This window comes from Serratia sp. C2(1), assembly GCF_036352655.1.
Classification (GTDB): Bacteria; Pseudomonadota; Gammaproteobacteria; order Enterobacterales; family Enterobacteriaceae; genus Serratia; species Serratia inhibens.
In genome coordinates this window covers 141359-155305 of the sequence record NZ_JAZFBA010000002.1, presented here as the reverse complement: position 1 = coordinate 155305, position 13947 = coordinate 141359, and the positions used below count along the sequence as shown (strand labels likewise).

The 13947-nt window shown below is 61.1% G+C and carries 13 protein-coding genes; 11 read left to right on the top strand and 2 right to left on the bottom strand.

The features are described 5' to 3' along the window. The first annotated feature begins 81 nt into the window (after positions 1-81). Both treB and treC read left to right on the top strand, forming a co-directional pair. The gene (gene treB, locus V2S86_RS16310; RefSeq protein ID WP_006323319.1) at positions 82-1497 is read left to right on the top strand and encodes a PTS trehalose transporter subunit IIBC; all 1416 of its coding nucleotides are present in this window, start codon (positions 82-84) and stop codon (positions 1495-1497) included. A gap of 111 nt (positions 1498-1608) precedes the next feature. Continuing rightward, positions 1609-3273 carry an alpha,alpha-phosphotrehalase gene (gene treC, locus V2S86_RS16305; RefSeq protein WP_330763306.1) on the top strand — a complete coding sequence of 555 codons (1665 nt, stop codon included), beginning with the start codon at positions 1609-1611 and terminating at the stop codon, positions 3271-3273. A 198-nt stretch (positions 3274-3471) separates the two neighbouring features. Here the strand turns inward: treC and V2S86_RS16300 are convergent, their stop codons facing one another. After that, positions 3472-3996: an NAD(P)H-dependent oxidoreductase gene (locus V2S86_RS16300; protein WP_330763305.1), complete on the bottom strand. Its 525-nt coding sequence runs from the start codon at positions 3994-3996 to the stop codon at positions 3472-3474. Positions 3997-4100: 104 nt separating this feature from the next. Between V2S86_RS16300 and V2S86_RS16295 the strand changes: the two genes are divergently transcribed. The 3 genes from V2S86_RS16295 to nrdG all read left to right on the top strand — a co-directional run bounded on the left by V2S86_RS16295 (position 4101) and on the right by nrdG (position 7992). Next, positions 4101-5006, top strand: coding sequence for a LysR family transcriptional regulator (locus V2S86_RS16295; protein WP_330763304.1), 906 nt, complete (start codon positions 4101-4103; stop codon positions 5004-5006). Positions 5007-5220: 214 nt separating this feature from the next. Beyond that, positions 5221-7359, top strand: a complete 2139-nt coding sequence (gene nrdD, locus V2S86_RS16290) for an anaerobic ribonucleoside-triphosphate reductase (protein WP_330763303.1) — start codon at positions 5221-5223, stop codon at positions 7357-7359. 168 nt (positions 7360-7527) lie between these two features. Then, entirely contained in the window at positions 7528-7992 is a 465-nt protein-coding gene (gene nrdG, locus V2S86_RS16285) for an anaerobic ribonucleoside-triphosphate reductase-activating protein (RefSeq protein ID WP_126527414.1), read from the top strand. Positions 7993-8038: 46 nt separating this feature from the next. On the opposite strand, the gene V2S86_RS16280 is transcribed toward nrdG, so the two are convergent. Then, positions 8039-9097: a permease gene (locus V2S86_RS16280; protein ID WP_330763302.1), complete on the bottom strand. Its 1059-nt coding sequence runs from the start codon at positions 9095-9097 to the stop codon at positions 8039-8041. 361 nt (positions 9098-9458) lie between these two features. On the opposite strand from V2S86_RS16280, the gene phnF reads away from it, so the two are divergent. From phnF to phnK, 6 genes are read left to right on the top strand one after another with little or no spacing between them, the layout of a single operon-like run. After that, entirely contained in the window at positions 9459-10184 is a 726-nt protein-coding gene (gene phnF, locus V2S86_RS16275) for a phosphonate metabolism transcriptional regulator PhnF (RefSeq protein WP_330763557.1), read from the top strand. Further along, positions 10185-10628: a phosphonate C-P lyase system protein PhnG gene (gene phnG, locus V2S86_RS16270; RefSeq protein ID WP_330763301.1), complete on the top strand. Its 444-nt coding sequence runs from the start codon at positions 10185-10187 to the stop codon at positions 10626-10628. Between the two features lie 3 nt (positions 10629-10631). Continuing rightward, positions 10632-11213, top strand: a complete 582-nt coding sequence (gene phnH / locus V2S86_RS16265) for a phosphonate C-P lyase system protein PhnH (protein ID WP_330763300.1) — start codon at positions 10632-10634, stop codon at positions 11211-11213. Next, positions 11213-12298, top strand: coding sequence for a carbon-phosphorus lyase complex subunit PhnI (locus V2S86_RS16260; protein ID WP_330763299.1), 1086 nt, complete (start codon positions 11213-11215; stop codon positions 12296-12298). The genes phnH and V2S86_RS16260 overlap by 1 nt, the downstream gene beginning before the upstream one ends. Further along, a complete protein-coding gene (locus V2S86_RS16255; RefSeq protein WP_004952938.1) occupies positions 12291-13151 on the top strand; it encodes an alpha-D-ribose 1-methylphosphonate 5-phosphate C-P-lyase PhnJ in 861 nt (286 codons plus the stop codon). The genes V2S86_RS16260 and V2S86_RS16255 overlap by 8 nt, the downstream gene beginning before the upstream one ends. Then, positions 13151-13939: a phosphonate C-P lyase system protein PhnK gene (gene phnK, locus V2S86_RS16250; RefSeq protein ID WP_330763298.1), complete on the top strand. Its 789-nt coding sequence runs from the start codon at positions 13151-13153 to the stop codon at positions 13937-13939. Before V2S86_RS16255 ends, phnK begins: the two co-directional genes overlap by 1 nt. The last annotated feature ends 8 nt before the right edge of the window (positions 13940-13947 follow it).

Sequence of the window (13947 nt, the reverse complement as noted above, 5' to 3'; positions counted from 1 at the left end):
CCATAAAAAAAAGGGAATGACTAAGCTTTGATCATTACTCAGCCAACACCTCTGCGCCTTACCCAAAAAAGGTACTTTATAATGAGCAAAGTTAAGCAACAGGATATCGACCGCCTGATTGTGCTGGTGGGCGGACGCGATAACATCGCCACCGTCAGCCATTGCATTACCCGGTTACGTTTCGTCCTTAACGACCCCGCCAAAGCCAACCCGAAAGAAATAGAAACCCTGCCGATGGTCAAAGGCTGCTTCACTAACGCTGGGCAGTTCCAGGTGGTGATTGGCCCGGAGGTCGGCGATTACTATCAGGCGTTGATCGCCACCACCGGCGTCAACGAAGCCGACAAGGAACAAGCCAAGGTAGCGGCGCGCCAGAACATGACCTGGAGCGAGCGGGCTATCTCCCACTTCGCCGAAATCTTCTTCCCGCTGCTGCCGGCGCTGATCAGCGGCGGTTTGATCCTCGGCTTCCGCAACGTGATCGGCGACATCCCGATGTCCGGCGGCCAGACGCTGGCGCAAATGCACCCGGCGTGGAAAACCATCTACGATTTCCTGTGGCTGCTCGGTGAAGCGATCTTCATGTTCCTGCCGGTGGCCATCTGCTGGTCGACGGTAAAAAAAATGGGCGGCACGCCGGTGCTCGGCATCGTGCTGGGCGTCACGCTGGTCTCCCCGCAGTTGATGAACTCTTACCAACTCGGGCAGCAAGTACCGGAAGTGTGGAACTTCGGCTGGTTCGCCATTCAGAAAGTTGGCTATCAGGCGCAGGTGATCCCTTCCATGCTGGCCGGTATGGCGCTGGGCTGGATTGAAACCCGCTTGAAAAAGATCGTGCCCGATTACCTGTATCTGGTGGTGGTGCCCGTCGTTTCACTGCTGCTGGCGGTATTCCTGGCGCACGCGCTGATCGGGCCGTTTGGCCGTATGATCGGCGATGGCGTAGCCTGGGCGGTGAAAGCCGTCATGACCGGCAGCTTCGCCCCGATTGGCGCCGCGCTGTTCGGCTTCCTGTATGCGCCGCTGGTGATTACCGGTGTGCATCAGACCACGCTGGCTATCGACATGCAGATGATCCAGAGCATGGGCGGCACCCCGGTATGGCCGCTGATTGCGCTGTCCAACATTGCGCAGGCTTCTGCGGTATTGGGCATTATCATCATCAGCCGCAAGGCCAACGAGCGTGAAATCTCGGTACCGGCGGCAATTTCCGCTTACCTGGGCGTCACCGAGCCGGCGATGTACGGGATCAACCTGAAATACCGCTTCCCGATGCTGTGCGCGATGATCGGCTCCGCCTTCGCCGGCCTGATTTGCGGCCTGGACGGCGTGATGGCCAATGGCATCGGCGTCGGCGGTTTGCCGGGTATTCTGTCCATCAAACCGCAGTTCTGGCTGGTTTACTCGGCGGCAATTGTGGTGGCCGTGGTGATCCCGATGCTGCTGACCATCATGGTCTACAAACGCAAAGCCGCCCGCGGCGAACTGCCGGTCTGATTGAAATGTAGGGGTCGCAAATATCCAATAGCTTTCAGGCTGCAGCCAACAACGCTGCAGTTTGAAAGATGAAGGGTATCGGGCCCGTTGTCACGATTCAAAGGTATAACTATGAGCAATCCAATCCCCTGGTGGCAGAACGGTGTCATCTACCAAATCTATCCGAAGAGTTTTCAGGACAGCACCGGTAACGGCTACGGCGATCTGGCCGGTGTGACCCAGCGGCTGGACTATCTGCAGGAACTGGGCGTCGACGCCATCTGGCTGACGCCGGTGTATGTCTCCCCGCAGGTGGACAACGGTTATGACGTGGCGGATTACTGCGCCATCGACCCGGCTTACGGCACCATGGAGGATTTCGATAGTCTGATCGCCGCCGCCCACCAGCGCAGCATCCGCATCGTGATGGACATGGTGTTCAACCATACCTCGACCGAACACCCGTGGTTCCAGGCCTCGCAAGACCCTGACAGCCCGTTCCGCCAGTTCTATGTCTGGCGCGACGGCGAAGGCGATGCGTTGCCGAACAACTGGCGTTCCAAATTCGGCGGCAACGCCTGGCAGTGGCACGCCGACAGCGGCCAGTATTACCTGCACCTGTTCGCCACCGAACAAGCGGACCTCAACTGGGAACACCCGCCGGTGCGCGAGGAGCTGAAAAAAGTCTGTCAGTTCTGGGCGGACAAGGGCGTCGACGGCCTGCGTCTAGACGTGATCAACCTGGTCTCCAAGCAGCAGGATTTTCCGTCCGACCCCGAGGGCGACGGCCGCCGTTTCTACACCGACGGCCCGCGCATTCACGAATTCCTGCAAGAGATGAGCCGCGACGTGTTCCAGCCGCGCGGCCTGATGACCGTCGGCGAAATGTCTTCCACCACGCTGGAACATTGCCAACAGTATGCGGCGCGCAGCGGCGAAGAGCTGTCGATGACCTTTAACTTCCACCATCTGAAAGTGGACTACGCCGGCGGCGAAAAATGGACGCTGGCGGCGCCGGATTACGTCGAACTGAAGCAGATTTTCCGCCACTGGCAGCAGGGTATGCATAACCGCGCCTGGAACGCGCTGTTCTGGTGTAACCACGATCAGCCGCGCATCGTCTCGCGCTTCGGCGATGAGGGCGAACTGCGGGTGCCGGCCGCCAAAATGCTGGCCATGGTGCTGCACGGCATGCAGGGCACGCCGTATATTTATCAGGGCGAAGAGATTGGCATGACCAACCCGGGCTTTAGCGCCATCGGGCAATATCGCGATGTAGAAAGCCTGAACATGTATGCCGAACTGAGCGCCCAGGGCAAGAGCGACGCCGAGCTGCTGGCGATCCTGGCCGGTAAATCGCGCGATAACGGCCGCACGCCGATGCAGTGGAGCGCCGCGCCGAACGCCGGTTTCACCCAAGGCACGCCGTGGATCGGTTGCGCGGAAAACTACCCGCAGATCAACGCCGAAGCTGCGCTGGCCGATCTGGATTCGGTGTTTTACGCCTACCGCCAGTTGATTACCCTGCGCAAGCAGTATCCGCTGCTGACCCACGGCGACTATCAGGATCTGGCGCCTGAGCACCCGGCGCTGTGGTGCTACCAGCGTAGCTGGAACGGGCAGCGTCTGCTGGTGGCCGCCAACCTGAGCCGCGAACCGCTGGCCTGGGAAGCCGAAGGCGTGGAGCCCTCCGCTCAGTGGCGCCCGCTGATGGGCAACTACGCCGATGCGGCGGACCAGCCGCAAGCGATGACCCTGCGGCCGTTCGAAGCGGTATGGTGGCTGCTGGAGGACTGAAATACCGCTACATCCTAAGCTTGAGGCTGGTGGGCGTCATGGCAGGTTAGCCGACCGTTGAGCGCAGGGATGCGCGAGATGCGCCCCCAGGGACGGGTTCACGGCGTGTCGGCGCTCTGCATGACCCTACCTGTAGCACTATTCGGCGCAGCGATTTAGCAGCCACAATGTGGGCGCAGTGCGGCAACCCGCTGCGCCCTACAATTTTTGCAGCAGCTTCACCACCCCGGCAGCCTCTTGCGCCAGGCGTTCATCGCTCATATCAAACACCCCCTGCACCAGATGCGGCGGCAGATAATCCATGCCGGTCAGGTTGGCCATGGCATTGAACGGCCGCAGCAGATCCGCCACCGGATAGCGGTTGTAACCTTCCGGCGTATAGGCCTGCGGATTGCCACCGGTGGTCACCACCAGTTGCAGCGGTTTGCCGTGCAGTTTGGTACCTTCGCTGCCGTAGGCGAAACCGTAGGTTAATACCGCGTCTTGCCATTCGCTGAGGATCGCCGGCGAGCTGTACCAGTAAAATGGGAACAGCATCACCACCGCGTCATGGCTTTGCAGCAGCTCCTGCTCGCGGGCCACGTCGATACGGTAATCCGGATAGGCGCGCATCAGTTCATGCACGGTAACCTTGGGCAGCGGGTTCAACGCCTCAATCAGCGCCTTGTTGACGCGTGAATCATCGGGAAAGCGGTGAGCGGTTAACGCTAAAATGCGTGACATAAGAGATCCTCGGTTGAAAATTGATATCGCATTTTTCCATTTCCTTAGCCCTGGGTGTAGGCTGTTCTTTGTCACTTCAATTTCAACTGAAAGTATCAACCATTATGTCGCTGCCCTTTGACGTGCATCGCCTGCTGCCGGCTTTTCTCAGCGCCGCCCAGGCGCAAAACTTTTCCGCCGCCGCCCGCCAGTTAGGCGTTACCCCGGCGGCGGTCAGCAAAAATATCCGCGTGCTGGAAGAGAAGCTGGCGCTGCGTCTGTTCCAGCGCAACACCCACAACGTGGTGCTGACCGACGAAGGCAAAGCGCTGCTGGCGCAGGTGGCACCGCTGTGGCAGGCGTTGTCCGCCACGCTGGAAAACGCCGGCGGCGCGCAGCAAGATCCCTCCGGCACCGTGCGCGTCAGCATGATCCCCGGCTTCGGCCGCCAGATGCTGATGCCGTTGATCCCGCAGTTCCTTGAGCGTTATCCGCAGATCGACCTCGATCTTTCGCTGGATGCGCGAGTCGTCAATCTGGTGGGCGAAGGCTTTGACGTGGGTATCGGCAGCCGGGTCGATCCCGACAGCCGGCTGGTGGCGCGGCCGCTGTATCAGATGCAGATGGTATTGGCGGCGTCACCCGGTTATCTGGCGCAGCGCGGCACGCCGCAGGATCCGGACGATCTGTTGCGGCATAACTGCCTGCTGCACCGCAATCCGGCCAACGGCCGCAGCGTAAAATGGCCCCTGCGCCGGCACGGCGAAACCAGAACCCTGGAGCTGCATGGCCGCCTGGTCGCCAGCCGGCCGGAGATGCTGCTGGATGCCGCGTTGGCTGGGCTGGGTATCGTCTGCCTGGCGCGCTGGTATACAGAGCCCCATTTTGCGCAGGGCACGCTGCAACCGGTGCTGCCGGCGTGCTGGCCGCAACCGACACAGCTATGGCTGTATTACGCCTCTGCGGATCTACCTCCACGGGTGCGCGCCTGGGTCGACTTCCTGCTGGCACATTTTCGCGATCGTCCCTGAGCAGATTGACGTCTGTACAGCTTGCGCACGCTCTTCCGCTTTCCTTGTTCTACATCAAAAGAACCCTGCCAATATCTATATATAGTGCGTAAAGAAATCAAATTACCTATATATAGTAGTTATCCACAAAGTCATCCACACGTCGCCGTAGCCCTTGCGCGCTGCGGTGCTACCCTGTGGATAACCTATCCTTCGGGGAACAAGGAGTCGCAACGTGAAACCAGTAGTGATTAAACGGGACGGTTGTCAGGTCTCTTTTGACGAGGCGCGTATTGGGCAGGCTATCGAACGGGCCGCGCTGGCCGTCGGGATTGTCGATGCCGATTACTGCGCAACCGTGGCCCGCGTGGTCGCTCAACGGATGGCCCAACAGCCGCGCGTAGATATCCATGACATTCAGCAGGCGGTGGAAAATCAGCTGATGGCCGGCGAATACAAGCAGCTGGCGCGCGCCTATATCGAATACCGCCACGATCGCGACGTGGCGCGCGAATTACGCGGGCGGCTGAACCAGGAGATCCGCGGGCTGGTCGAGCAAAGCAATATGGCGTTGCTGAACGAGAACGCCAATAAAGACAGCAAGGTGATCCCGACCCAGCGCGATCTGCTGGCCGGGATCGTCGCCAAACACTACGCCAAGCAGCACATTCTGCCGCGCGACGTGGTGCTGGCGCATGAGCGCGGCGAGATCCACTACCACGATCTCGACTATTCGCCGTTCTTCCCGATGTTCAACTGCATGCTGATCGATCTGAAAGGCATGCTGACCAACGGCTTCAAGATGGGCAACGCCGAGATCGAACCGCCGAAGTCGATCTCCACCGCCACCGCCGTGACCGCCCAAATTATCGCGCAGGTGGCCAGCCATATTTATGGCGGCACCACCATTAATCGCATCGACGAGATCCTCGCGCCCTTCGTCAGCGAAAGCTTCGAAAAACACCGCCAGGTAGCCGAGCAGTGGCAGATCCCGGACGCGCAGGGCTATGCGATGGCGCGCACCGAGAAAGAGTGTTACGACGCCTTCCAGTCGCTGGAATACGAGGTCAACACCCTGCACACCGCCAACGGCCAAACGCCGTTCGTCACCTTCGGCTTCGGCCTGGGCACCTGCTGGGAATCGCGGCTGATTCAGCGTTCAATCCTGAAAAACCGCATTGCCGGGCTGGGCAAGAACCGCAAGACGGCGGTATTCCCCAAACTGGTGTTCGCCATCCGCGACGGCCTGAACCACCAGTACGGCGACCCGAATTACGACATCAAACAGTTGGCGCTGGAATGCGCCAGCAAGCGCATGTACCCGGACATTCTCAATTACGATCAGGTGGTGAAGGTCACCGGCTCGTTCAAGACACCGATGGGCTGTCGCAGCTTCCTCGGCACCTACGAGGAAGATGGCGAACTGGTGCACGACGGCCGCAATAATATCGGCGTGATCAGCCTGAACCTGCCGCGTATCGCGCTGGAAGCGGCCGGCGACGAGACACGTTTCTGGCATCTGCTGGACCAGCGGCTGCTGCTGGCGAAAAAGGCGCTGATGACGCGTATCGCTCGGCTGGAAGGCATCAAGGCGCGGGTAGCCCCGATCCTGTATATGGAAGGTGCCTGCGGCGTAAGGCTGAAGGCGGACGACAATATCGCCGACATCTTCAAAAATGGCCGCGCGTCGATTTCGCTGGGCTATATCGGCCTGCATGAAACCATCAACGCGCTGTTCGGCAACGGCACTCACGTTTACGACAATGCCGCGCTGCGCGCCAAAGCGGTCGCCATCGTCGAACGTCTGCGCACGGCCACCGACAGTTGGAAAGCAGAGACCGGCTACGGTTTTAGCCTGTACAGCACGCCAAGCGAGAACCTGTGCGACCGTTTCTGCCGGCTGGACACCGCCGATTTCGGCGTGGTGCCGGGCGTTACCGACAAGGGCTATTACACCAACAGCTTCCATCTCGACGTGGAGAAAAAGGTCAATCCGTACGACAAACTGGACTTTGAGGCGCCCTATCCCCCCTTGGCCAACGGCGGTTTCATCTGTTACGGCGAATACCCCAACCTGCAACACAATTTGAAAGCGCTGGAAGACGTGTGGGATTACAGCTACAGCCGCGTGCCTTATTACGGCACCAACACGCCGATCGACGAGTGCTACGAGTGCGGCTTTACCGGCGAATTCGCCTGTACCAGCAAAGGCTTTACCTGCCCAAAATGCGGCAATCACGAGCCGTCCAAGGTGTCGGTCACCCGCCGGGTGTGCGGCTACCTCGGCAGCCCGGACGCCAGGCCGTTCAACGCCGGCAAGCAGGAAGAGGTGAAGCGCCGGGTGAAACACCTCGGCAATGGGCAGCTCGGCTGAAAAGCGCCGTGCAGCCTATGCAGAAGCCTGTTCATCAGGCGTGATTGTCGCAGCCAGTTTGTCTTCGGCCAGCGCGCACAAACCGGAGCGTACAGGCAGTACGTGAGGATTTGCAGCACTGCCCGGAGGCAAAATGGCAAGTAAAATAGCCTGATGGGCAGGCCTCAGATGAATTATCACCAGTACTACCCGATCGACGTGGTCAACGGCCCCGGCACCCGCTGCACGCTGTTTGTCGCCGGCTGCGTGCACCAATGCGTCGGCTGTTACAACAAAAGTACCTGGCGGCTGAATTCCGGCCGGCCTTTTACTCAGGAAATGGAAGACCGGCTGATTGCCGATCTCAACGACGCGCGCATTCCGCGCCAGGGGCTGTCGCTGTCCGGTGGCGATCCGCTGCACCCGGCCAATGTGCCGTCGATTTTGCAACTGGTGAAACGGGTACGCGCCGAGTGCCCCGGCAAGGATATCTGGCTATGGACCGGCTACCGGCTGGCGGAGCTGGATGCGCAGCAGATGCAGGTGGTGGACAGAATTAACGTTTTGATTGACGGCAAGTTTGTGCAGGATCTGAAAGACCCGGCGCTGATCTGGCGCGGCAGCGCTAACCAGGTGGTGCATAAGCTGCGTTGAATACTTCAAACAAAGGCGCAGCCTGTGAGCCGCGCTTCTTTTTACCTTACATCAAATACATCCCCACCAGACCCGTCGCGATCCCGCACAACACCACCAGCAATGCGGTCAGGCACAGCGCTTTGGTGGAGAAGACTTTGTTCAGCATCAGCAATGAAGGCAGACTGACCGCCGGCAGGGTCATCAACAGCGCCAGCGCCGGGCCGGTGCCCATGCCCGCCAGCATCATGGTCTGTACAATCGGGATTTCCGCTGCGGTCGGGATCACGAACAGGCAACCGGCGATCGCCAGGGCGATAATCCACAGCAGGCTATTGTCTATCGCCCCATCGGCGTGCGGGAACAGCCACACGCGCGCCGCGCCCAGCGCCAGCACCGCCACAATGTAAACGGGAATGGTCGCCCAAAACAGCGCCCACAGCGCTTTCAACCAGCGGCCGAGGAACGGCCGCTCCTCGGTTTTCACCCGCGGCGCCGCCGGCGGTTGCAGCGCGGCCGGCTGCGGATCCCTGGCGGTGACCCGTTGCACCAGCCAGGCGACGCCCAGCACCATAATCACCCCGGCCACCAGCCGGATAGCGGCAAACGGCCAGCCGAGAACAAAACCCATAAAAATCAAGGTTGCCGGATTCAACACCGGGTTGCTCAACCAGAACGCCATCGCCGCGCCGCTGGAAACCGACTGACGCCGCAGCCCGGCGGCCACCGGTGCAGCACAACAGGTACACATCATGCCCGGCAGTGCGATCGCCGCGCCCAGCAGGGTGCCGGAGAAACGCGGGTGGCCCAGGGTGCGCACCAGCCAATCGCGTGGGATCAGCACTTGCACCAACGAGCCCAGCAACACGCCGAGCACCGCCGCCTTCCACACCGCAGTGAAATACACCAGCGCATAGTGCCAGGCCGCCTGCCATGGGCTGCTGTCGGCATTGGCCAGAATCGATTTGCCGATGGAGTGCGTGTCCGCCGCCAGAAAAGCCTTGCCGTAATAAGGCTGCCATTTGACGTAGTAGAGGCCGATAGCCACCACCAGCAGGAACAGAATCGGTTTCCACAGCGGCCAGGCGCGAGCGGTATTTTCAGGAGCGGTCAAAGGTTGCGGCATAGGGTTGGCTCAGGTCAGTGCATCAATAGCGCTAGCTTAGCGCGCCGTCGGCCCCTGCGCATCATCGGCCTGTCCAAAATAGTTCATCTGTTCGCCACCGGCACGTAACGCGATTGTCATCTGGCGGCGGCAACATAATGCCAACTTGAAAGCCACAGGACATACCCGTCGCCTTTCAAGCCGTAGCGTTGTTAGCTGTACTCACTCACCCCGGTTACTTGACTTTAGTAAGCGCCTGGCGATGAGCGAGCTGGCCGCCTGGCTACAATTTGAAAGTCATAGGGTAAGCACCAGTACTGTAATAAATCCTGATAAATCATAAAGTTTAATAGGTATCCGGCACGCCGAGGTTTTTATTATGATGAACTTATCTAGACATCCGACCAGCTTCCCCACCCGTTACCAGCAGATCGCCGCGCAGCTGGAGCAAGAATTACGTACCCAATACCGCTGTGGCGACTATCTGCCTTCCGAGCAACAGTTGGCGGATCGCTATCAGGTCAATCGCCATACCCTGCGCCGCGCAGTGGATCAGTTGGTGGATCGCGGCTGGCTGCAACGCCGGCCCGGCATCGGCATATTGGTGCTGATGCGCCCGTATGACTATCCGCTGCATGCCAATACCCGCTTCAGCCAGAACCTGCTCGAGCAGGGAAGTCACCCCACCAGTGAGCGCTTACTCGCTGTATTACGCCCGTGCAATGGGCATATCGCCAGCGCACTGTCGCGTGAAGAAGGCGAAACGGTGATCCACCTGCGCACCCTGCGCCGGGTCAATGGCGTGCCGATGAGCCTGATCGACCATTATCTGCCCGATTTGGACTGGTGGCCGGCCCTGCAACAGTTCCACAACGGCTCGCTGCACGAGTTTATCGAACAGCATATTCACCAGCCGCTGACCCGCAGCCAGACGCGTATCAGCGCCCGCCGGGCGCAGGCCAAAGAGAGCCGGCTGCTGGAGATCGCCACCCACGCGCCGCTGCTGTGCGTGCGCACCCTGAACGTCTGCACCGGCGGCGCCAACGTGGCGGAATACTCCGTCAGCCTGGCACGCGCCGACATGATTGAACTGACGATGGAGCACTAAATGCAAGCCTTACAGCCGAGACAACGCTGGATGTCGGTACTGGCGCACAGCCAGCCGGCCCAGTTGCGCAGCCACTGGCAGGCGCTGAACCTCAGCCCGCGCTACCAAAGCATTCGCGCGCCGGAGATTGGCCTGGCGCAGCTGCAAGGGCGCATGGGCGCCACCGGCCGCCGCTTTGTGCTGGGCGACATGACCGTCACCCGTGCGGTAGTGCAGCTGGAAAACGGCGGTTATGGCTACAGCTATATCGCCGGGCGCGACAAGGCGCATGCCGAACTCTGCGCGCTGGCGGACGCCCTGCTGCAACAGCCTGATCAGGCCGAATTGCTGCAACAGCGGCTGATTGAACCGCTGGCCGCGCTGCTGCACGAACAACGCCAGTTGCGCGCCCGCTCGGTCGCCTCCAGCCGGGTCGACTTCTTTACGCTGGTGCGGGGGGATTAACCGATGAGCCTGTTAACCGGATTTGAACAGCCGATAGAACAATCACAGCACGCTTTCCGCTTAATCCTCAAGGCGTTAAGCGAACCCGGCCATACCGTCACGCTGCAAGGCGGCCCGGCCTGGGGCGCATTGAACGCCGCCAGTACCGCCGCGTTGCTGACGCTGGCGGATCAGGAAACCCCGATCCAGCTGTGTGAAGCCTTTAAAAGTGAGCAAGTGCTAACAAACATACGCTTCCACAGCGGTGCGCCATTGGCGGCACAGCCTGAAGAAGTCTGTTTTGCCCTGTTCGATACACAGTTGCAGGCCGCCGATTTGCTGGCGCTGCCGCACGGCAGTGAAATCTCGCCGGAATTCGGCGCCACGGTCATCGTGCAGCTCAATGGGCTGGAACAAGGCACCCCGCTGCGCCTCACCGGCCCCGGCATTGAGCGCCAACGCAAGGTCTCACCGCAGTTGCCGCCGGCGCTGCTGGATTTTCTCATTAACCGCCCGCTGCGCTTTCCGCTGGGGCTGGATATTTTGCTGACCTGCGGCGATCGCCTGCTGGCGCTGCCGCGGACCACCCGCGTGGAGGTGTGCTGATGTACGTAGCCGTTAAAGGGGGCGAAAAAGCCATTGAGGCCGCCCATCAGTTACAGGAACAGCTGCGGCGCGGCGACGACAGTGTGCCGGCGCTCGGCATCCGGCAGATTGAACAACAACTGGGGCTGGCGGTGGATCGGGTGATGACCGAAGGCGGCATTTACGATCCCGAACTGGCCGCGCTGGCCATCAAGCAGGCGAGCGGCGACCTGGTCGAGGCGATTTTCCTGCTGCGCGCCTACCGCACCACCTTGCCGCGTCTGGCGGTCAGCGAACCGCTGGCGACCGAAAACATGCGGCTGGAACGCCGTATCTCGGCGGTTTACAAGGACTTGCCCGGCGGGCAGGTGCTGGGGCCAACCTACGATTACACCCACCGGCTGCTGGATTTTGCCCTGCTGGCGGAAGGTGAAGCACCGCGCGCGCCGCAGGCCGACGAACCGCTGCCGGAAAATTGCGCCCACGTGTTCGATTTGCTCAGCCAACAACAGTTGGCACTGGCGGAATGCGACGACGGCAGCACGCCGGACGACATCACCCGCAACCCGCCGGTTTACCCTTGTTCACGCTCGGCGCGGCTGCAACAGCTGGTGCGCGGTGACGAAGGTTTCCTGCTGGCGCTGAGCTACTCCACCCAGCGCGGCTACGGCCGCACCCACCCGTTCGCCGGTGAGATCCGTACCGGCTACGTTTCGCTGGAGATCGTGCCTGAAGAGCTGGGTTTCGCGGTAGATATCGGCGAAATTCTGCTGACCGAATGTGAAATGGTCAACGGCTTTGTCGACCCGGAAGACCGGCCGCCGCACTTCACCCGCGGTTATGGCCTGGTGTTTGGCCGCGCCGAGCGTAAAGCGATGAGCATGGCGCTGGTGGACCGCGCACTGCAAAGCCCCGAGTACCAGGAAGGCGTCGCCAGCCCGGCGCAGGATGAAGAGTTCGTGCTGGCCCATGCCGACAACGTCGAAGCCGCCGGCTTCGTTTCCCACCTCAAACTGCCGCACTACGTTGACTTCCAGGCCGAGCTGGAGCTGCTCAAGCGCCTGCGGCGGGAGTTCAGCGAGCGTCAGGAGGCCCGCAATGAGTGAAGTATTGACCGGCTATAACCTTGGCTATCTCGACGAGCAAACCAAACGCATGATCCGTCGCGCCATCCTCAAGGCCGTGGCGATCCCCGGCTATCAGGTGCCGTTCGGCGGCCGCGAGATGCCGATGCCTTACGGCTGGGGCACCGGCGGCATTCAGCTGACCGCCAGCGTGATTGGCCGCGCCGACGTGCTGAAGGTGATCGACCAGGGGGCCGACGACACCACCAACGCGGTATCTATTCGCCGCTTCTTCCAGCGCGTTGCCGGGGTAGCCACCACCGAACGCACGCCGGAAGCCACGCTGATCCAGACCCGGCACCGCATTCCGGAAACGGCGCTGCACGAAGACCAGATCCTGATTTATCAGGTGCCGATCCCGGAGCCGCTGCGCTTTATCGAACCGCGCGAAACCGAGACCCGCAAAATGCACGCGCTGGAAGAGTACGGCGTGATGCAGGTGAAGTTGTACGAGGACATTGCGCGCTACGGCCATATCGCCACCACCTACGCCTATCCGGTGAAGGTCAACGACCGTTACGTGATGGACCCTTCGCCGATCCCGAAATTCGACAACCCGAAAATGCACATGATGCCGGCGCTGCAGCTGTTCGGCGCCGGGCGCGAGAAGCGTATCTACGCCCTGCCGCCGTTCACCAAGGTGGAAAGCCTGGACTTCGACGACCATCCGTTCAGCGTGCAAAAGTGGGATGAACCCTGCGCGCTGTGCGGCTCGCGCCACAGCTATCTGGATGAGGTGGTGCTCGACGACCAGGGCAACCGCATGTTCGTCTGCTCCGACACCGACTACTGCCGGCAGCAGCTGGCGCAACCTTCGCAAGAGGCGCAGCACTGATGATTTCCCAACCCCTGAGCACCACGCCGCTGTTGTCGGTGGCCAACCTCACCCATTTGTATGCGCCGGGCAAAGGTTTTAGCGACGTCTCTTTCGATATCTACCCCGGCGAAGTGCTGGGCATCGTCGGCGAATCCGGCTCCGGTAAAACCACGCTGCTGAAATCCATCTCCGCACGGCTGGCGCCGCAGCACGGGCAGATCCTCTATCGTCCGCAGGCCGGGCAACAGCACGACCTGTACGCGATGGCGGAGAGCGATCGCCGCCGCCTGCTGCGCACCGACTGGGGCGTGGTGCATCAGCATCCGCTCGACGGGCTGCGGCCCAAGGTGTCCGCCGGCGGCAATATCGGCGAGCGGCTGATGGCCATCGGCCAACGTCACTACGGCGATATCCGCCGCCAGGCCGCCCAGTGGCTGGAAGACGTCGAGATCCCGGTGTCGCGCCTTGACGATCTGCCGACCACCTTCTCCGGCGGCATGCAGCAGCGGCTGCAGATCGCCCGCAACCTGGTGACCCACCCGAAATTGGTGTTTATGGACGAGCCGACCGGCGGGCTGGACGTCTCGGTGCAGGCACGGTTGCTCGATCTGCTGCGCAATCTGGTGGTGGAAATGCAGCTGGCGGCGGTGATCGTCACCCACGATCTGGGCGTGGCGCGCCTGCTGGCGCACCGGCTGCTGGTGATGAAAGAGGGCCAGGTGGTGGAAAACGGCCTGACCGACCGGGTGCTGGACGATCCGCACCATCCTTATACCCAGTTGCTGGTTTCTTCGGTGCTGTCGTAACGCAAGGG

What these genes read in the sequence shown, in the direction of transcription:
- treB (WP_006323319.1), top strand. Translation starts at nt 82, where the DNA reads ATGAGCAAAGTTAAGCAACAGGATATCGACCGCCTGATTGTGCTGGTG.
- treC (WP_330763306.1), top strand. Translation starts at nt 1,609, where the DNA reads ATGAGCAATCCAATCCCCTGGTGGCAGAACGGTGTCATCTACCAAATC.
- V2S86_RS16300 (WP_330763305.1), bottom strand. Translation starts at nt 3,996, where the DNA reads ATGTCACGCATTTTAGCGTTAACCGCTCACCGCTTTCCCGATGATTCA.
- V2S86_RS16295 (WP_330763304.1), top strand. Translation starts at nt 4,101, where the DNA reads ATGTCGCTGCCCTTTGACGTGCATCGCCTGCTGCCGGCTTTTCTCAGC.
- nrdG (WP_126527414.1), top strand. Translation starts at nt 7,528, where the DNA reads ATGAATTATCACCAGTACTACCCGATCGACGTGGTCAACGGCCCCGGC.
- V2S86_RS16280 (WP_330763302.1), bottom strand. Translation starts at nt 9,097, where the DNA reads ATGCCGCAACCTTTGACCGCTCCTGAAAATACCGCTCGCGCCTGGCCG.
- phnF (WP_330763557.1), top strand. Translation starts at nt 9,459, where the DNA reads ATGAACTTATCTAGACATCCGACCAGCTTCCCCACCCGTTACCAGCAG.
- phnG (WP_330763301.1), top strand. Translation starts at nt 10,185, where the DNA reads ATGCAAGCCTTACAGCCGAGACAACGCTGGATGTCGGTACTGGCGCAC.
- phnH (WP_330763300.1), top strand. Translation starts at nt 10,632, where the DNA reads ATGAGCCTGTTAACCGGATTTGAACAGCCGATAGAACAATCACAGCAC.
- V2S86_RS16260 (WP_330763299.1), top strand. Translation starts at nt 11,213, where the DNA reads ATGTACGTAGCCGTTAAAGGGGGCGAAAAAGCCATTGAGGCCGCCCAT.
- V2S86_RS16255 (WP_004952938.1), top strand. Translation starts at nt 12,291, where the DNA reads ATGAGTGAAGTATTGACCGGCTATAACCTTGGCTATCTCGACGAGCAA.
- phnK (WP_330763298.1), top strand. Translation starts at nt 13,151, where the DNA reads ATGATTTCCCAACCCCTGAGCACCACGCCGCTGTTGTCGGTGGCCAAC.